This window comes from Acinetobacter sp. ESBL14, from assembly GCF_036668815.1.
GTDB classification, from domain to species: domain Bacteria; phylum Pseudomonadota; class Gammaproteobacteria; order Pseudomonadales; family Moraxellaceae; genus Acinetobacter; species Acinetobacter gyllenbergii.
In genome coordinates this window covers 1-18,968 of sequence record NZ_JAZEVS010000008.1, presented here as the reverse complement: position 1 = coordinate 18,968, position 18,968 = coordinate 1, and the positions used below count along the sequence as shown (strand labels likewise).

At 42.8% G+C, this 18,968-nt stretch carries 14 protein-coding genes; 10 read left to right on the top strand and 4 right to left on the bottom strand.

The genetic code is table 11. The annotated features are described in order from the left end of the window. Positions 1–2 precede the first annotated feature (2 nt). On the bottom strand, positions 3–1,154 hold the full coding sequence (locus V6E90_RS19430) for a LysM peptidoglycan-binding domain-containing protein (protein WP_332606234.1): 1,152 nt from the start codon (positions 1,152–1,154) through the stop codon (positions 3–5). Between the two features lie 124 nt (positions 1,155–1,278). Here V6E90_RS19430 and def point away from each other — a divergent pair, with 124 nt between their 5' ends. The 4 genes from def (at position 1,279) to V6E90_RS19410 (ending at position 5,714) form a co-directional block, all read left to right on the top strand. Next, a complete protein-coding gene (def, locus tag V6E90_RS19425) occupies positions 1,279–1,809 on the top strand; it encodes a peptide deformylase (protein WP_016542602.1) in 531 nt (176 codons plus the stop codon). A gap of 24 nt (positions 1,810–1,833) precedes the next feature. Then, complete coding sequence (locus tag V6E90_RS19420; RefSeq protein WP_332606233.1) at positions 1,834–2,271, top strand: DUF2946 family protein; 438 nt, start codon at positions 1,834–1,836, stop codon at positions 2,269–2,271. 75 nt (positions 2,272–2,346) lie between these two features. Then, positions 2,347–4,458: a TonB-dependent copper receptor gene (locus tag V6E90_RS19415; protein WP_332606232.1), complete on the top strand. Its 2,112-nt coding sequence runs from the start codon at positions 2,347–2,349 to the stop codon at positions 4,456–4,458. A gap of 65 nt (positions 4,459–4,523) precedes the next feature. Then, positions 4,524–5,714 (top strand): hypothetical protein, encoded by a 1,191-nt coding sequence (locus V6E90_RS19410; RefSeq protein WP_332606231.1) that lies wholly within the window; start codon positions 4,524–4,526, stop codon positions 5,712–5,714. 46 nt (positions 5,715–5,760) lie between these two features. Here V6E90_RS19410 and V6E90_RS19405 read toward each other — a convergent pair whose 3' ends face one another. Together V6E90_RS19405 and V6E90_RS19400 are read right to left on the bottom strand one after the other, a co-directional pair. Continuing rightward, on the bottom strand, positions 5,761–6,522 hold the full coding sequence (locus V6E90_RS19405) for a hypothetical protein (protein ID WP_332606230.1): 762 nt from the start codon (positions 6,520–6,522) through the stop codon (positions 5,761–5,763). A 316-nt stretch (positions 6,523–6,838) separates the two neighbouring features. Further along, positions 6,839–10,333 carry a PAS domain-containing hybrid sensor histidine kinase/response regulator gene (locus tag V6E90_RS19400; RefSeq protein WP_167539969.1) on the bottom strand — a complete coding sequence of 1,165 codons (3,495 nt, stop codon included), beginning with the start codon at positions 10,331–10,333 and terminating at the stop codon, positions 6,839–6,841. A 185-nt stretch (positions 10,334–10,518) separates the two neighbouring features. On the opposite strand from V6E90_RS19400, the gene V6E90_RS19395 reads away from it, so the two are divergent. From V6E90_RS19395 to V6E90_RS19385, 3 genes are all read left to right on the top strand, one after another. Next, positions 10,519–10,851 carry a DUF485 domain-containing protein gene (locus V6E90_RS19395; RefSeq protein ID WP_016542608.1) on the top strand — a complete coding sequence of 111 codons (333 nt, stop codon included), beginning with the start codon at positions 10,519–10,521 and terminating at the stop codon, positions 10,849–10,851. A gap of 1 nt (position 10,852) precedes the next feature. Then, complete coding sequence (locus V6E90_RS19390; protein ID WP_016542609.1) at positions 10,853–12,568, top strand: cation acetate symporter; 1,716 nt, start codon at positions 10,853–10,855, stop codon at positions 12,566–12,568. Between the two features lie 204 nt (positions 12,569–12,772). Further along, positions 12,773–13,429 (top strand): tetratricopeptide repeat protein, encoded by a 657-nt coding sequence (locus V6E90_RS19385; RefSeq protein WP_016660521.1) that lies wholly within the window; start codon positions 12,773–12,775, stop codon positions 13,427–13,429. A gap of 224 nt (positions 13,430–13,653) precedes the next feature. Here the strand turns inward: V6E90_RS19385 and V6E90_RS19380 are convergent, their stop codons facing one another. Beyond that, complete coding sequence (locus V6E90_RS19380; protein ID WP_332606229.1) at positions 13,654–14,862, bottom strand: oxygenase MpaB family protein; 1,209 nt, start codon at positions 14,860–14,862, stop codon at positions 13,654–13,656. An 85-nt stretch (positions 14,863–14,947) separates the two neighbouring features. On the opposite strand from V6E90_RS19380, the gene V6E90_RS19375 reads away from it, so the two are divergent. From V6E90_RS19375 to V6E90_RS19365, 3 genes are all read left to right on the top strand, one after another. Next, positions 14,948–15,544 (top strand): TetR/AcrR family transcriptional regulator, encoded by a 597-nt coding sequence (locus V6E90_RS19375; protein ID WP_016542612.1) that lies wholly within the window; start codon positions 14,948–14,950, stop codon positions 15,542–15,544. A 44-nt stretch (positions 15,545–15,588) separates the two neighbouring features. After that, on the top strand, positions 15,589–16,284 hold the full coding sequence (locus V6E90_RS19370) for an ion channel (RefSeq protein ID WP_065344166.1): 696 nt from the start codon (positions 15,589–15,591) through the stop codon (positions 16,282–16,284). A gap of 152 nt (positions 16,285–16,436) precedes the next feature. Then, complete coding sequence (locus V6E90_RS19365) at positions 16,437–18,413, top strand: BCCT family transporter (protein ID WP_016542614.1); 1,977 nt, start codon at positions 16,437–16,439, stop codon at positions 18,411–18,413. The last annotated feature ends 555 nt before the right edge of the window (positions 18,414–18,968 follow it).

The following is an 18,968-nucleotide window of genomic DNA, read 5'->3' as shown; positions in this document are numbered from 1 at the left end:
ACTTAATCATCTAAACGAGGTGGCTTAATATCCGAGCCAAGCTTGATCGGTAACTCGCTTTCAAGGATATAGGCATAGCTGATACGATCAAAACTCTTAAAGATCATAGCGCTGCCCAAATATTGTCCAGGTAACTTCACTTTCTCTTTGGTTTTAGGATCTCTGACCACTTCACCATCTTGATAGACACTGAACACCTGACCAATTTCCACACCATCTGTGGTACCACGATCAACAGTCACCACGCCATTTTTGGCTGCGGTACCAATTGAACCCATCACACGAATGATTTTGCCGCCGTCTTTTACTTGATTGGCATCAATTGGGTAAAATAAGGTCGGAAGCATGGCATCCTGTTCAGCCATCACCCGATCGCCACGACGAACTTCACCATTGTAGCTTTCGGTTAATTCTATCGTGGTGATGTCGTTTTCATTGCGAATGGCAACACCTGAAGCCATTTGAGTCAGCTCAACCCCAAGGCTTTGTTTTTTACCATTTTGATCTAAGATAACGTACGGTTCACCTTCACGGAATACGCCATAACGTTGACCATTTTCAAGGCCTTGACCACGCACATAAACACTCTGGCCTTTACCCGCAAGTACACGGTTGTCTGCTGTACCTAAAATATAAGGGGTGTTGGCAATTGCATCTGCTGGCAATACTGAAGTACGTTCTAACCATTGCTGAATGTGTGCCAAAGGAATCACAGGAACGCTATTATTCAAAGCCTCAACACGGACTTGTGGACGTAGATTTGAAGTGTTGCCTGTGTAGCGACGAATAATCCCGTCACAACCATCACCCTCATCTTTACCGATTAAGGGTTTACCGTTCAAGCTACATAACAATAAGCGATCGCCTGGGTAAATCCAATGTGGATTTTTGACGTGTTTGTTGCTTGCCCAAATTTCTGGCCAGCGCCAAGGCTTGCTTAAAAATTTCCCTGAGATGTCCCAAAGCGTATCGCCTTTTTTCACCACATAGACATGTGGCGCACCGACTTTCACCGAAGGTGGACTCACATTTGGGCTTGCTGCATGGGCCATGTTCATGCCCATCCCCAATCCCGCACAAATTGCAGCGGCAATCAGTTGTTTTTTTAACCCCAAGGCATGAAATGAGTGTATGCCGTTTAAAACCTTTTTCATTATCATAATTCCTAAAAATTATGTGTGTAGTTGCGTTATAATAACGACTTTACACACAATTTTTTTGATCAAGTATTCCCTTTAGTTGGTTTTTTTGATCAATGGCATAAGTGAGGACGACTGTATGGCCTTATTACCTATTCTAAGTTTTCCTGATCCCCGCCTTCGTACCATCGCCAAACCAGTCGAAGAAGTCACTGATGATATTCGTCAGCTTGCAGCAGATATGTTTGAAACCATGTACGAGGCACCGGGTATAGGTTTAGCGGCAACTCAGGTTGATCATCATATTCAGCTTATTGTTATGGACATCTCTGAAGAGAAAAACCAACCGATGGTGTTCATTAACCCCAAAGTCATTCCACTGACTGAAGATACCCAGCCTTATGAAGAAGGCTGTCTCTCTGTGCCTCAAATATACGATAAAGTTGAGCGCCCGTCACGTGTAAAAATCGAGGCAATTAACCTTGAAGGTCAAGCATTTGAGTTAGAAGCTGACGAACTTCTCGCTGTTTGTATCCAACATGAAATGGATCACTTAAATGGCAAACTTTTTGTTGATTATTTATCGCCATTAAAGCGTCAACGTGCACGTGAAAAAGTGGAAAAAGTGGTTCGCCAACGCGATAAAGAGAAAGTTGCAGTCAAACGCTAAACTGCAACGATGATGATAGAGTAGATGTTGTCCTTGTTTCGTTGTGGCTTGTTGCTGGCTTTAACCGCGGTCTGTTTACAGATTGCGGTTTTCTTGCAGCCACTACTTCCGAAGCAATATCAAATCGCGCCTGTCTGTGAAACCATCACTCAGGCGTTGCTATTACCTAAGTTACAAGCTTTGCATAGCCATTCGGCCCATGCATCTCAGCAGCATGCGCATCAACTTGAACACACGCAAGTGTCGATGCCACAACATGATCATCACGACCCTAACCACCAATGTCAGTACTGTACGGTCTATGCCAATCTGGTGTTGCCGCCTGAATTGGGGGTAAAAGAGGTTCTGGTACGTGTCCAAATCCGTTTAGTTGCCTATCAACATGCTTTTAAGCATGTTTATTTTGCGCTACAACGGTTGTTTCTATTGCCCCAAGGACGGGCTCCGCCACTCTTTGCATAAATTAAAACTTTATTTTCGTTAGGGTTTTTTTTGAACTCTGGCTCTGTTTTATCTATGTTTTAAGAGAGACCGATGATGGCTCAACCTAAATTTTTATTACAACCGCTAACGGTTGCGATCTTGGCTGCTTCAAATACCGCAATGGCGTGGGCAGAACCCGTTCAGCATGAGCAGGCACATGTTTCACTTGCACCGATTGTGGTCACGGCACAACAACCAAATGAAAGTAATGGTTTGGTGGTGAAAGCAGACCCGAAGAAACCGATACAACCTATCCCTGCGACAGATGGGGCGGACTATCTACAAAGTATTATGGGTTTTAACTCGATACAAAGTGGTGGCACCAATGGAGATGTGACCTTTCGTGGCATGTTTGGCTCCCGTATCAAGATTCTGACTGACGGTACGGAGAACCTTGGCGCATGTCCTTCGCGTATGGATGCACCGACCTCTTATATTTCTCCTGAAAGCTATGATCGAATTTCAGTGATTAAAGGACCACAAACGGTTCAATATGCCAATACTGGCTCAGCAGCAACAGTGATTTTTGAACGTGAACCTGAAAAGCTCACGCAAGACAAACCCTATCGTGGACAGGCGAGTGTATTGTGGGGTTCATTTGGGCGCTTAGACCAGAATGTTGAAGCAGCGATTGGTGATGAGAAAAAATATATCCGTTTAAATGCCAATCGTTCTGAATCGAATAGTTATCAAGATGGCGATGGCAACACTATACCGTCTTCATGGGAACGCTGGAATGCCGATGTTGCATTGGGTTGGACACCAGATGAAAATACGTGGCTGGAATTGACCGGTGGTAAAGCAGATGGTGAGGCTGAATATGCTGGGCGTGGAATGGATGGTGCACAATTCGCCCGTGAAAGTTTAGGTTTACGGTTTGAAAAGAAAAATGTCACTGATGTAATCAAGAAAATTGAAGCTCAGGTGAACTATAGCTATAACGACCATATTATGGATAACTATAGTTTGCGTACACCGCCATTGGTTGAAATGAGCCATGATGGCATGACCATGTTGATGCCAAACCCGATGGCCATGCAAGTGACACGCCGTACTTTGAACTCACGTTTGGCGATGACATCTGAATGGGATCAGTGGAGCTTAATCACTGGGGTCGATTCTCAGTTCAATAAACATGGTGGCAGTATGTCATCGCCGACCATGCCATCGATGAATGTGCCATTCCGTCAAGATATGCGTTTCCAGTCTTATGGGGCATTCGGTGAGTTGACTTATCAATTGAACCCACAGAATAAAATCGTGACAGGTGCTCGGGTAGACCAGGTCAAAGTTGAGGATGAGCGAGCGGACACTAAAGCCAAAGGTTTTAACACCCAGCTTGAAAAAACCTTACCTAGTGCTTTTGTTCGTTTGGAAAATCAAAATGCTGAACATGGCCTAAATAGTTATGTCGGTGTGGGCTATGTTGAACGTATGCCTGATTACTGGGAGTTGTTTAGCCCAGAGCATGGCAATGCAGGTTCGACGAATACCTTTAATGGTGTGCGGCCAGAGAAAACCTTACAGTTAGATCTTGGTTTTACTCAGCAACAGGGCGCGTTTAATTCTTGGGTGTCGGCTTATGCTGGCTTGATTGACGATTATATTCTGATGAATTATCACGATCATAGCCATTTACATGCGGGTGAGCATGGCGGACATGGCGGTGGTGGAATTACCGCAGGTGCCAAGAATGTGGATGCCACCATTGCGGGTGCTGAGGCTGGAATCGGCTATCAGTTTACCGATCGCATTCAAGCAGATGTAAGTGCCATGTATGCGTGGGGTAAAAATACCACGGACAATACGCCATTACCACAAATTGCACCTTTAGAAGGTCGGGTGAATCTACGTTATGTTGCCGATAAATATACATTGGGTATGTTATGGCGTGTAGTGGATCAGCAAAATCGTGTCAGCTTGCATCAAGGGAATATCGTTGGCTATGACTTGAAACCAAGTGCTGGTTTCTCAACGGTTTCATTGAATGGTAGTTATAGCCTCAATAAAGATATCGATCTTTCAGTGGGGGTGGATAACGTCTTGGATAAGACCTATACCGAACACCTCAATAAAGCAGGCAGTTCTGGTTTTGGTTTTGCCAGTGAAGAGCAATTCAATAATACGGGTCGAAATTACTGGATGCGTATGAGCATGAAGTTCTAAGCTGAGTTAGAATCAGTCAGCCCAATCAAACACGTTGGGCTGACTGAATCGAGGTGAAGAAAAAGATGCATCATATTGTGGATGACAAAATAACAATTATTCAAGAATTACAACAACAGGGCTATGCTCGTATTCTAGTTGAAGTGTGGACTGATGAAGTTCGAGACAGTATTGATCAGATGTTGCGACAAGCAGGATTCGCGCACTACCATGTACATAAAATTAAGAATGAGCAGAATAGTTACGTACTTGTTCTAAGCAATTTGACTCATGACCTCCCTTATTCTGTGGAAAAGGACTACCCAGCCAGATCTTCATTTTTACGGATTTTACCGTTAATTTTGGCTGCAAGTTTGATTGCATTTACCGTACTGTTAAGCAGTTATTCCAAAGATCTAATGTCCTTTGTTGTGGTTATTGTGATTCCGGCAATACTCGGCTCATTGTTCGAATATTTTATGATTCGAAAGCAGCCCAATCCCATTTTTCTCTCCAAGCTGTTCAAGATTCAGCCGCTTGTTTTTGTAATCGTGATTATGTTCTGTGTGATCGTGTTAAGAGAAGGCATTATCTGTTTGATCATGCTCTTACCGATTTTACTGATCGGTTTACTGCTGGGTGCAGGTTTGATGCGATTGATCTGTCATTATCTATGGAAGCCCAGCGCCAAAATCTATTCTTTTGCACTCCTGCCGCTGATTTTATGGTTGTTATTACCTGATTTTAGCCGTACTGAATATGGACAAACCCAACGTTCGGTCGTGATTCACGCCCCAGCACAGCAAGTATTTCAGGCCATTAACCAGATTGGCAAGATCCAACCAGAGGAGGTCAAAGACAGCTTTATTTTTAGCATGGGCTTTCCCAAGCCTATTTTTGGTATGACAGAGCAGCATGAGGGTGAGCTGATACGCACCATTCAGTGGGAACGTGGTATCAAGTTTGAAGAAAAGGTGACCGCATCGCATGCGCCATATTTATTGTCCTGGACATACCAGTTTGCTCCAGATTCTTTTCCAAAGGGGTCATTGGATGATCATCTGGAAATGGGCGGCAAGTATTTCGATTTGCTGAAAACAGATTATCAATTAGAACAAATCGATGCGCATACCACCAAGTTGATTCTAAGCATTGATTATCGTTTATCCACTGAATATAACTGGTATAGCCGTTTATGGGTCAATTATGTTTTAAATGAGTTTAGTGATGTGGTGATGCAAATTCATAAACAGCGTTTAGAAAAAGATCTGCCTTGAGCGAAAGTCAAAGAGAAGCCACAATCTTGGTTGTGGCTTCGGCTGATTAAGCCAAGCAATCTTGTTTTGGCATTAAGCTATCGCAATACAATGGGTTTAAAGCACATTGTAAATCATCAATCTGCTCTTGAGTCACATAGCCTTTGGCTTTGAGGTATTCAGCAACACGGTCATCACGCAAACTTAAAAAGGCGGCATCATATACGCCTAAATCAACAAATAAAGCCGCGGTTTCCAAGCTGTTAAAATGGTCTAAGAACACATCATTTTCATACATCAAGAAAATATGCGTCAAAGCGGCATTAGCATCAACTTTGAGGCGCTGTGCTAATTGCTCAGGACGCGTTTTAATAAACAATAAATCAGAAAGCTCATCAAACTGGGTTTTGTCCAGTTGATGTTCACCGCCTTTAACATGACCTAACCATGCTTTGAATACCAGTACCGCACCACCGCGCAGTAACATACTCCAGATTTGATGACGGCTTTCATGGTCGAGGTGAGCCGATTCAGTTTCGAGAGCGTCTAAAAAATTTTCTTCCTGTTGCGCTAGTTTTTCAAATAAACCTAAACCTTGTGGGTGGTAGGCCGCAGGTGCAAACACATCAAAATTGAGTTGATCAAATACATTGAGCGCCAGAGGAACAGCGGCTTGATAAAGCGTGTTCAGTGCACGTAAATGGGTATCATCTAGTTTGCTGTGTACAAAAATTGTTTGCCAATCCAGTTCAGGTAGCAGAGCATTGGCACTGTATTGGCGATAAAGCTGTTGTGAGCTATGATCCGTTGTCGGGTTGTTGTGATTCATGATCAATGTCCTTTTTGACAATTTTGTGATGAGAAACCCAACAAGCATGGCGCTAGGCTTCGATTCAATTGATCAATTTATGCGGGATCAAGAAAGCAAGTAGAATACGACTAAAGTCGTAGATGTGATTTTCACCCTGAAAATTTATATTAAAAACAATTACTTAATTAATTGTAAGTAAGTGTACAAACGTTCACTAATGTAAGTGAACGTTTTTGCCATAGCCAATAATGATTTGAGCACTTTGGTCAATTTGTCGTCAACAAAAGGGCTTGTTTTTGATCATTTTGGCCTATGTTGCAAAATATTTAGTCATTTATTGCATTGGCATGATTTTGAGTCCCGATAACCAAGCTCTTAAACCCGCAGGTTTAAGCGGCTTTTTCAACAACACAATATTCTGCTGTTTTAAGTACTGTGGTAACTCTGGATCAGAATCTGCAGTAATCAGGGCGACTGGAATATGAGGCAGTCGATGTTGTTCAATGAAATCTAGACCGCGTTGATCATGATTTAAGTGCTGATCGATCAGCCAGACCTGAATGTCTTCTTGCTCAATCAGACGCAAGGCTTGCTCAGGTTCAGTCGCGGTGAAAATCTGATAGCCCCATTTACTCAATAAAGTGCGCATCCCTTGCAGAATGGTCTCATCATTGTCTAAGCACAATACTTTATAAGCCGTATGTTGCAGTGCTGTCACATGTGGGAGGGTCATTTGAATTTTGGGCGCTTCAGCAAGAGGAACTTCAATCATGAAGCAAGAGCCTTTGCCCAGTTCAGAATAGACATGCACAGGGAAATCCAACAGGCTGGTCATACGTTGTACGATGGCCAGTCCGAGGCCAAGGCCTTGTTCACCCCAAGGCGAAGTATGGCCACAGCGCTCAAACTCTTGGAATAATTTGAGGCGTTGCTGTTCATGAATGCCGGGACCTGTATCCCAAACCCCAATCCGGATATGGTTTGGACGTTGTGCAGAACGTAATACCCCAACCACCACACGACCTTGAGCGGTATAACGCAATGCATTGCTGACAAAGTTTTGGATAATACGGCGCATCCATTGTGGATCGGTATCGACCCAAAATTTGGTGTCGTGAACAGACAACTGAATATTGCGTTGCGCTGCAATGGATTTGAACTGTAACTCCAGATCATTTAAGAGGTCGTGTAATGCATAAGCTTGGCGCTTGGGCTGAATGGTCCCCCCTTCCAAACGGGCAATATCTAGGAGTGCTGAGAGCATACTTTCTGCGCCGTAAAGTGCTCGATCCAGTTGTTGCAAGGTTTGTTGATCTTCTGCTGAATGCACACTTTGCTCTAGCGCGGTACTAAATAAGCGAGCTGCATGCATCGGCTGTAATAGGTCATGACTAGCGGCTGCCAAGAATCGACTTTTTGATTGATTGGCTTTATCGGCTTGTTCCAGTGCCAGTTGTTGCTCGGTCAAGGCATTGGCAAGCTGTTGAGTTCGGTCACTGACACGTTCTTCCAACACCGCTTCATTTTCACGGAAGGCGGTAATATCGGCGAAAGTGGTCACGAAACCACCACCCTCAATGGGATTACCACGCATCTGAATGACCAGACCATCTTTACGAATCCGCTCAAACTCATGGGCGCTACCGACTTTCATCCAGTGCAGTCGTTTACGCACATGTTCCTCGACAGGACCAGGACCGCATTCACCACGTTCTGCGTTATAGCGAATCAAATCAGAAATTGGACAGCCAACGTAGACTAAGTCTTTAGGATAATCAAATAACTTCAGGTATTGATTGTTCCATGCCACCAGACACATGTTTTTATCTACCACACTCACACCTTGGGTCATATGGTCGATCATGGTCATGAGCAAGTTTTGGTTGAAACGTTGCCATTGTGAGGCTTGGTCAAGAATATTGGCGACTTGGCCTAAAGCTAGACCATTGTTAATCATGGCGGTGGTTAATAAGGTGCGGGCAGACGCTGCACCAATAATCCCAGCCAGATATTGTTCAGTGAAACGCCACCACATGCCATTGGCGACATGATTTTCATTTAAAACCACATGGTTTTGTTCACAAAACTGTTGGAAGGCTTGAAGGGTTGGCTTATCACCGGTGACCCGTTTAGCCAAGGCCAATAAGTCCCCAACCTTGAGACGTGCTGCATTCAGGTGTAGATCTGTTAGATCGGTATTGGATTGAGCCGATGGCAGGGGTTTACTTTCATAATAGAAAAAGCTTTCCGCCTGAATTTGTTCAGCCACACTTGGACGATACAGGCGCGACACCCAAATATACAGCACCACGTTGAGCCCCAGTGACCACAATACGCCGTGAGTGAGAGGTGCAAAGGATTCAAATCCAAGTAACGCTTCAGGACGTAGGCCATTAATATCGAAAGGCCCAAACAATAATAGATGTTGTGCAAACTCTTGATAATGATCTGGTAGGCTGCGCAATACTGTTGGGAACAGTAGCGTGTAGCTCCACATGGCAAAGCCCATAAGTAAGCCAACATAGACCCCTTGACGACTTGCACCACGCCAATACAGCCCCCCAATTAGGGCAGGGGAGAATTGGGCCACCGCACTAAAGGCCAATAAACCAAAAACCGAAAGCTGATTGATGTCATTAAAGAAATGAAAGAATAAAAAGCCCAGTAGCATCACGCTGACGATACTGATGCGGCGGGTCAATTTAAGTACACGCGGCAGATGCTGATCATGGCGAGAAATGATTTTAAAGCGCCATAATGCAGGCATGATCAAGTCATTACTGAGCATGATTGATAGTGCCACCGAAGCCACCAACAGCATCCCAGTCGATGCTGAAAAACCGCCTAAAAAGGCCAACAAAGCCAGCCATTCTTGTTGATAGCTTAAAGGCAGGGCTAAGACCGCAATATCAGGAGTACCGAGGGATTCAGGTAAGGAATGCAAGGCCCAACTGGCAATCGGTATGATTGCAATCACAGTTAGGATCAGATAAGCCGCGAACCAGCGGCGTGCGCCACGAATATGCTTTTCATCGCGTAATTCGACCACCGCCACATGAAATTGACGCGGCAAGCAAATCATGGCTAAGCCTGCCAATAGGGTCTGCACCCAAAAGGTTTCAGGAACCCCCAATTGTTGCAGGTCATGGAAATGCTGATGGACGTCGCTACTGACCTGTTTGATATTCTCAGGCGATTGTAATAAGAAAAAAGCAGCGACACAGAGCAGTGCGAACAGTTTCACAAAGGATTCAAAGGCAACCGCCAGCATTAAACCGCCATGTTGTTCGGTATGGGCAATATGGCGGGTACCAAAAATCATGGCCAAAATCGCCAATACCGCAGTCAACACCAGCACGCTATTGGTGGTGGTATGAATATGTGCGTTTTGCTCAAGAATGACTGAGGCACTCAACGCAATGGCACGCAGTTGCAACGCCAGATAAGGCACAATCGCAATGACCGCAAGAATCGTGACCAAGGCCGCCAAGCTCCCGCTCTTGCCATAACGCGCCGCGACAAAATCGGCAATTGAGGAAATGGCATGATGTTGGCGAATGCGTCCTAAGCGCTTCCAGATGTCATAGCCAAACCAGATAAACAGCAACGGGCCTAAATAAATGGGCAGGAAAATGACGCCTTGACGCACTGCAGCACCCGTTGCGCCGTAAAAGGTCCACGAAGAGCAATAAACCCCTAAAGTCAGACTAAACAGCAGCATACGCCCACGAGTACTTAAACGGCTGGCGTGTTTTTCACCAAAAAAAGCACAGCCGAATAACAGCACGATATACAGGGCAAGGACGCTAAGAATAAGCCAACTGTTCATATTGCTCACGTGATCGAATTCCATTTTTTATCATACCCGAAGCGCAGGTAGGGCAAGGAGTAGAGATTTGCATTTAGAGACCAAAGTCTAAGTTACGAGTCAAGCATAATCTTGTTACTTTGGATAATGAAAAATCCCATGCAAAAAAGGGGTCCACGGTTGGACACAAAAATAAGGAGTTGATTATGGATGATTCACAGGTAGATCGAATTCTACATAATCCAAAGTTTCAAGAGATGGTCAGCAAAAAGCGCACATTAAGTTGGACATTAACAGCAATCATGTTGTTTATCTACGTCGGGTTCATGCTTTTGGTTGGCTATAACAAAGAATTTTTAGCAAGTTCATTTAGCGGTGGTGTAACAACATGGGGAATTCCCCTAGGTTTAGGCATTATCGTGTTGTCATTTTTATTATGTGGTGTGTATTCCTATATTGCCAATACCAAACTTGATCAACTGAATGAAGCAGCCCTCAAGGAAGTTGAGGCCATTGCACATGAAAAAGGGATGCACTGAGATGAAAGGGACATCATTCAAAGCGATACTGTTTACGCTGCTCAGTTTTTGTTGTTCAAGTGTGGCATTTGCCGGCCCTGATCTAGGTGCAGCGGAACAGCAAGCAACCAACTGGCACGCGATCATTATGTTTATGATCTTCGTGGGCTTTACCTTGTTCATTACTAAATGGGCAGCGAAACAAACCCAGTCAGCACAAGATTTCTATACCGCAGGTGGCGGAATCAGCGGTTTCCAAAATGGTTTGGCGATTGCCGGTGACTATATGTCAGCAGCATCGTTTCTCGGTATTTCGGCCTTAGTTTTTAGCTCGGGTTTTGATGGTTTACTTTACTCACTTGGTTTCATGGTGGGTTGGCCAATTGTACTTTTCCTTGTTGCAGAGCGCTTACGTAACTTAGGAAAATATAACCTGTCAGACGTGGTCTCATTCCGTTTGGAAGAAAAACCAGTACGTACCTTGGCAGCATTCAGTTCATTGGTTGTGGTGGCATTCTATCTGATTGCACAAATGGTGGGTGCGGGTCAGTTGATCAAATTGCTGTTCGGTTTGAACTACAACATTGCGGTGGTCATCGTTGGTTTATTGATGATGGCTTATGTCATCTTCGGTGGCATGTTAGCGACCACTTGGGTACAAATCATTAAAGCAGTGATGTTACTCAGTGGTGCAACTTTTATGGCCTTTATGGTAATGAAAGCAGTAGGCTTTAGTTTTAGCAATATGTTTAACCAAGCCATTGGTGTGTACAGCCAAGCACATAGCATAAGCTGGGACGAAGCAGCCAAAATCATGGGACCAGGCAAACTCGCGGCGAATCCAATCGATGCATTATCACTTGGTCTTGCCTTGATGTTTGGTACAGCAGGTTTACCGCATATCTTAATGCGTTTCTTTACCGTAAAAGATGCCAAAGAAGCACGTAAATCAGTTGTGGTGGCGACAGGTTTTATCGGTTACTTCTACTTATTAACATTTATTATTGGATTCGGTGCGATTCTATTTGTTGCCAACAACCCGCAGTTCTTGGATGCGGCGAAAGCAATGGCAACAGGTAAATTAGAATTAGTCGGTGGTAACAACATGGCTGCGGTTCACCTAAGTGATGCTGTTGGCGGTGATTTGTTCATGGGCTTTATCTCGGCAGTGGCGTTTGCAACAATCCTTGCTGTAGTGGCTGGTTTAACCCTCTCTGGCGCATCTGCAATCTCACATGACTTATATGCCAATGTGTTTAGAAAGGGTAAAACCACACCTGAGTCTGAATTGAAGATGTCAAAAATTGCAACCTTAGGTTTGGCAATCTTTGCCATGATCTTGGGGATCTTATTCGAGAAGCAAAACGTTGCCTTCATGGTGGGTTTGGCATTCTCAGTCGCGTGTTGTGCAAACTTCCCAGTATTGGTGTTATCAATGTTCTGGAAAGGTTTAACTACACGTGGTGCAGTGATTGGCGGTGTGGTTGGTTTAGTCGGTGCAGTGAGTTTGATTATTCTGTCTAAAGCGGTTTGGGTGGATACTTTGGCGATTTCTGAAACTGCGCCAAACCCATTCAATGGTCCAGCACTGTTCGCAATGCCGTTATCATTCCTTTGCTGTTGGTTCTTCTCTGTAACTGATAAATCAGCACGTGCACAGAAAGAGCGTAAAGCATTTGATGCACAGTTCGTACGTTCAATGACCGGGATCGGTGCATCTGGCGCGTCAGATCACTAATGACCTCGAGCAAAAAGACAGCCCTTATCTTTTGATAGGGGCTTTCTTTATTTGAAATACATAAAAAATATGATTGAGGTACGTGGTGAGGCTAAAAATAAATTTTGAATTGGTTTTTATTATTTAGATGACATTATAATTTTGAAAAATTTAAAAATTGCGACCATTACTTTATTTGTCGTCAAATTGATATGAGATAGCTTTATGTATTTAATAAAGAATATTTTAATTTTCTTAACTCTTGTATTTTCAACCATGGCATGTAGCGAAAGTTCAAATCTTCCTAAAACTCAACTCGCACAGATAGATGCAATGTTAGATGAAGATTTTGTGAAAAAAGATATCCATGTTGCTTATGCAAAATATTTAGAAGAAGCCAAACAAGGGGATCCAAATGCTCAACTTAGCCTTGGGATGATCTATAAACGTGGTTCATATGGCCCTGAAAGAGATTTTACCAAAGCTGTAGAGTGGTTTCGACAGTCTGCCCAATCTGGCAATCCTTATGCTCAATACAATCTTGGTTTAGCTTACTTGTTTGGACAAGGGGTTGATGAAAATTTTGAAGAAGCATATGCATGGTTTATGAAAGCTGCGATGCAGGGGCATGCAAATTCACAATATGAACTTGCATCAATGTATCGTGCTGGTGAAGGTGTAGCCAAAAATGAGATCAAAGCCATGGAATGGATGACAAAGGCCGCTGATCAGGAAATGGCGATTGCAGCATATGCACTCGGAGAAATGTATGAAGATGGTTCTGCTGGAGCAGTGAATATTAAGTTGGCCAAAAAATGGTATAAAAAGGCTGCTGAATATGGCTTATCATGGGGTGCAGATAAGCTCGTGGAATTACAATAGCAGGCGAGAAATGCAAAGCTCCCGATGGAATATCATTGGCATTTAAAAGAAAAAGGGTTGAGGCATAATTCAGTGAGCTACAAGAAGCTCGTATATCAATAATATGATCAATTGCTATTTATAAAGGTATTGGTGTCGTGAATAAACAGGGTTGATGAATCTGCTCCTTAACCGATATGTCAATATAATGAAGCCCTCGTAGATTGAGGGCCTTTTTTTATGAGCTATTGATGCATGCTGGCCAGTTGCTGCCCTTGGTTGCGATATAAAGACAAGCCGATTCGTTGCAAATGACGTCCATTTTGTTCAAGGAAGTTGTTTAATTTTGGAATATGTTTGGCACCTGTATAGAGGGCTAAATTACGACCTATTAAATAATAAGCAAACCATGATGCCGATTGAGTGGGTAAACCTAATTTCTGCATTTTTTTGCGACCGATAAAAAACTGGGTAATTTCTAGATGCTGCTTATAGGCCAGTTTTTGTTGGAAAGAACGTAGATACTGATATTTTCGCTCAAAGGGTTCTTTGGAAAGGCTAGACCCCAGAGAAATACTGCTTGCATCTGCTTGAGGGTGTGCGAAGTGCATCCAGTAAATGAGTTTCCAACCATCAGCCTCATGATCAACCAACCATTTTTCCTCTACACCCATTAACCAGCCCGCATATTTCCAGAAGTGTAAGAAGCTATCGACTTCTTGTTTGCTTGGAAAAATGCCTAAAGCCCGTATTCCAATCAAGACGACGCCACTAAAAGCGATATTGGTCATCGCCTGATCATATTGATTGATCGGTATGCCCCAAGTGTCTGCATCCCATTTTTCTGATTTTTGTAATTGATGACGCACTAAGGCATGGATGAAGCGTACAAAAATGGTGGAGGTAAAACCTTTGCTATAACGTTCAAACCCATTGGGCTCAGTGATATCCACCCACCATTTGGTGGTTTCGGCTAAACGTGTTCCCGCCTGTTTCTTTAATGCGCCTGTTAGGATTAAAGGTTGATTAAAACCAGGATACATATAACCCGTCATTAAGGATAGATCTCGTAGGATCAGTCCGTTATTGATGCCCAAGCGATAGGTGAATTTCAATGCAGCATCAATTTTGTTTTGCTCATACCAAGCAGGTTTTTTTTCAACAAATTGGAAGAAGGCAGTGAGTTCGGGAATTTCATGTGGCAGTTTATCGAGGCCTTGATATAGCGCCGTTTCAAAATATTTACGATGCAGCTTAGGATTTTGTAACACCCACAGCAGCAGCTGATCCATCGGTGCATCACCACTTTGCAGGGCAGTATTCAGTGCCTGATACTCTTGATAACTCGGCTGAACGTCCTGTCGGGTCATGTAGCTGAGAAGCTTGGTTTTGAGATTAGATTGACTCATGTCTTCAAACGCTGCCAAACGTTTAGGTTTAACGATGCTCTGCATTGCATAAAGCCTCTGATTGTTATTTAATCAAAGCTTAATACGAATAATTATTCGTATTCAATTCGCATTTCCATTGAGGCTGAGTATGAGAAAACGACCACAGCAGCAACGTGCCAAAATGATCGTCGAAAGTATTTTGGAAGGGGCGCAGAAATGTATCGCTGAATATGGCGTGTTGCAGGTGACGACACCTAAAATCTCTGAAAAATCAGGTGTGAGTGTTGGGTCGATTTATCAATATTTTGAAAATAAAGAACAGATCATCGCAGAACTATTACTGCGTAAAAGTGAAAATTTGGGGCAGGCAGTCAAGCAACTGGTGATGCGACAACAACAAACCTCTATTCAGGACATCATCACATTAAGCATTGCTTTTGGCTTTGAATCTTTGAAATCCGATCAAGGTTTTTTTATCGAAATCTTAAAAAACTGGCATGCCTATAGTGATTCCGAAGCAGCACAAGTTTTGGAGCAGCATTTTTTAGAAATCGGTATGTATTTATTCGGGCGTTATTATCCGCATTGGGATTTTGAGACCTTAAAGCACAAGTCTTTTGTGATTATTAATAGTACCTTATTTACCATGATGCGTTATGCCAGTAAAAATACTTTTCTAATTGAAGAACAGCGACTACAACAAGAACTGTCTAAAATGATTGTTTCTTTTTTAGATGCAGTATGATGCACTCAACATAATCAAAACATAACAAGATTCAGGACAATAACATGCAAAGTTTAAAACAATTTTGGAGCGGCTTTCGTTTACTGCCATCAGCATGGTTATTACTGGTTCAACTGGCATTATTAGTTTTATATATGTTGACCACAGGTGACAGTGAATTTCGGGCTTTGACTTGGTCATTAGGTGTCTTGGCCTTGTTGATTATTGCCAAGGTGATTCGACAGACACCTGTGTTTACTTTTTGGGGCTTGGTTTTTGTCAGTGGTGCCTTTCTATTTTCGATTATGATTTTTATTGGTTATGGCAATCAGACCATTCAAATCATCGCGCATAGTTTTGAAGCTTTGGCCTATTTCTATGCTGCCTATGGCTTATTGCGCTATATGTTTGCAGATCGCTATCTCACTAAAGATGAGTTATTTGCGGCAGGGGCGGTATTTACCCTCATCGCTTGGGGGTTTGCCTTTTTATATAGTATCTGTCAATTAATTTTGCCCAATAGTTTCCAAAATCCTAATCAACCTCAAGCCTTACAGCATTGGCTTGATCTATTATTTTTGAGTTTTAGTCTACAGTCTGCAACAGGATTGTCGGATTTGATCCCGATCAGTCCTGCGGCTAGAGTATTGGCGATGCTACAAATGTTTGGTGGGGTAATGTATCTGGCGGTAGTGGTCTCGCGTCTCATCGCGTTGCAATATATTGCACACATGCCCAAACACTTGAGTGATAAAGAATAACTTTGTTACAGCATTACAACTGCTTTATTTTTCACATTTTTTATAATTTATATCGAGTTTTGCAAAATTTAAGCTCGCTTTTGTTCACATTGTGAATGTCTTCTTTGGCCATTAGGGCCTGTCCATTATCATTAGAATAACGTGGGGGAATTATGCCTTCCAAGCCATCTTCGCAATTTGCGAATGTGAATCCAAACGTGTTTTTAAGCACGGTGATTATCATTGCGATTTTTATCGCAATCGTTGTAATCGCACCCAGTTCATTTGAATTTCTGACCCAACAATTGAAGCAGTGGATCACCGATTCCTTTAGCTGGTTTTATGTCTTGTCTGTTGCGGTGTTTTTGATTCTGCTGATTTATATTGCTTGTTCCGCCAGTGGTAAAATCAAATTAGGACCCGATCACAGTCAACCTGAATATAGCAATGGCTCCTGGTTTGCCATGCTGTTTACTGCAGGAATGGGCATCGGTTTGATGTTCTTTGGTGTCGCGGAACCCGTGATGCACTATGTCAGTCCACCAAGCGGTGATCCTGAAAGTGTAGATGCTGCACAACAAGCCTTAAGAATTACCTTTTTCCATTGGGGCTTACATGCATGGGCAATTTATGCCGTGGTCGGATTGGCCTTGGCCTATTTTGCTTATCGGCATAATTTACCGTTAAAAACCCGTTCAGCCTTATACCCCATTATTGGTAAGAAGATTTATGGTCCTTGGGGCGATAGTATTGATACCTTCGCCACCATTGGTACGGTTTTCGGGGTGGCGACCTCTTTAGGTTTTGGTGTGACGCAAATCAATTCAGGTTTGCATTATCTCTTTGGTATTGAACAAAGCAGCAATGTTCAGGTGATCCTGATTATTTTTGTCAGTGCTTTGGCATCCATGTCGGTATTTTTAGGTCTGGATAAAGGGGTAAAACGTCTCTCCGAACTGAATCTGATTTTGGCTTTGGTGCTGCTGGCCTTTGTGTTTATTGCAGGTCCAAGTATCTATTTGTTGCAAACCACCATTCAAAACATGGGTTCGTATATGTCGAACTTATTTGGTATGACCTTTAATCTCTATGCCTATCAACCGAATGGCTGGATTGGCGGTTGGACCATTATGTATTGGGCATGGTGGATTTCATGGTCGCCGTTTGTAGGCATGTTTATTGCCCGTGTATCGCGCGGCCGAACCATCCGTGAGTTTATTGTCGGTGTGTTATTGATCCCGACAGGTTTTACCATCATCTGGATGGGGTTCTTGGGTAATGCCGCGCTGTTTAACATTATGCAAGAACATAATGTTAGTCTCATTCACGCCGTACAAAGTGATTCATCAGTTGCGTTATTTGAGTTTTTGAATCATTTGCCATTTTCAGGGGTGATGAGTTTACTGGCGACGGTATTGGTGATGCTCTTTTTCGTCACCTCTGCGGATTCGGGCGCGCTGGTTACTGATTATCTCACCGCTAAAACCGAAAACTCTCCCACATGGCAACGTTTGTTTTGGACGGTGTTGATGGCAGCATTGGCCATTATCCTATTGTTGGTTGGTGGTCTATCGGCATTGCAATCTTCCATCATTATGAGTGCATTGCCTTTTACTTTTATTATGTTGTTGATGAGCTGGGGGCTATTAAAAGCCTTAAAGCTGGATGTCACCAAGATGAAAGCCATTCAGGAAGCGCGAATTACCCCACGTGCCATCAATAATCCACGTAGTTGGCAGCAACGTTTGGGTCTGATCATGCATTACCCGCATACAGAAACAGAAGTTCAGCACTACATTGAGACACAGGTGCGTAAAGCCTTTGAAAGTATTCAACGTGAATTTAAGCGCCGTCACTTGGAAGTGGAGATACGTGAAATTGAAAATGGTCTGCAACTGCATGTCGATCATCATCATGAAATTAACTTCACTTATAAAGTCATCTCACATGCCACTGTTCCACCCAGCTTCATGTTGGGACGAGCAGAGGAGGATGAGGCCAATTACTTCCAAGCAGAAGTCTTTTTAAGAGAGGGTGGACAAAACTATGATGTGATGGATTGGACGCAAGAAGATTTAATCCAAGACATTATTGATCAATATGAACGTCATCTATACTTCTTGAATATTGTGAGGGGCAGTACTTCTTAAGAGAAAGTGCTTATTACAACACTGAAAACAACGGTTTTGAGCGATCAAAGCCGTTGTTTTTATTTTGGGTGGTGAAATTTTAAACATGAATCGAATAGGAGACAGATTTTTGCATGGAGTGAGGTGTTTAAAATAAAAGCTAAATATAAAAAGAAAGCTGCTTTATTGCTGATAATAAAAACAGAATTTCAATAAACTTATTTAATTTCAATTGGTTAGTCTATTTAAATTCACTTTTAAGATAATTAATAAATTTTAAATTATATAAATCAGTTAATTAGATGCGTTAAAGTTTAAAAATAAAACAACCGAATAATTTAATTTTTAAAAGTGCTTGCAACGGGTCTGAAATGCTGTAGAATGCACATCCATCGGCGGTGATGCAGATAAAAACTTGTTGAGAAACAAGGATTTGGCTAAAATGGTTAGATTCTTGGGTTGGTTGATAAGTTTGCTAAATATCTAAATTACCTGTTGACTTTTAAGAAATTGAGAGTAATATAGCCGACCTAGCTTGATGATGACGAATCATCGAGAAGATCATTAAGAGAATAG

Excerpts from the sequence above, each read along its gene's own strand:
- V6E90_RS19430 (WP_332606234.1), bottom strand. The coding sequence starts at position 1,154 with ATGAAAAAGGTTTTAAACGGCATACACTCATTTCATGCCTTGGGGTTA.
- def (WP_016542602.1), top strand. The coding sequence starts at position 1,279 with ATGGCCTTATTACCTATTCTAAGTTTTCCTGATCCCCGCCTTCGTACC.
- V6E90_RS19420 (WP_332606233.1), top strand. The coding sequence starts at position 1,834 with ATGTTGTCCTTGTTTCGTTGTGGCTTGTTGCTGGCTTTAACCGCGGTC.
- V6E90_RS19415 (WP_332606232.1), top strand. The coding sequence starts at position 2,347 with ATGGCTCAACCTAAATTTTTATTACAACCGCTAACGGTTGCGATCTTG.
- V6E90_RS19410 (WP_332606231.1), top strand. The coding sequence starts at position 4,524 with ATGCATCATATTGTGGATGACAAAATAACAATTATTCAAGAATTACAA.
- V6E90_RS19405 (WP_332606230.1), bottom strand. The coding sequence starts at position 6,522 with ATGAATCACAACAACCCGACAACGGATCATAGCTCACAACAGCTTTAT.
- V6E90_RS19400 (WP_167539969.1), bottom strand. The coding sequence starts at position 10,333 with ATGAACAGTTGGCTTATTCTTAGCGTCCTTGCCCTGTATATCGTGCTG.
- V6E90_RS19395 (WP_016542608.1), top strand. The coding sequence starts at position 10,519 with ATGGATGATTCACAGGTAGATCGAATTCTACATAATCCAAAGTTTCAA.
- V6E90_RS19390 (WP_016542609.1), top strand. The coding sequence starts at position 10,853 with ATGAAAGGGACATCATTCAAAGCGATACTGTTTACGCTGCTCAGTTTT.
- V6E90_RS19385 (WP_016660521.1), top strand. The coding sequence starts at position 12,773 with ATGTATTTAATAAAGAATATTTTAATTTTCTTAACTCTTGTATTTTCA.
- V6E90_RS19380 (WP_332606229.1), bottom strand. The coding sequence starts at position 14,862 with ATGCAGAGCATCGTTAAACCTAAACGTTTGGCAGCGTTTGAAGACATG.
- V6E90_RS19375 (WP_016542612.1), top strand. The coding sequence starts at position 14,948 with ATGAGAAAACGACCACAGCAGCAACGTGCCAAAATGATCGTCGAAAGT.
- V6E90_RS19370 (WP_065344166.1), top strand. The coding sequence starts at position 15,589 with ATGCAAAGTTTAAAACAATTTTGGAGCGGCTTTCGTTTACTGCCATCA.
- V6E90_RS19365 (WP_016542614.1), top strand. The coding sequence starts at position 16,437 with ATGCCTTCCAAGCCATCTTCGCAATTTGCGAATGTGAATCCAAACGTG.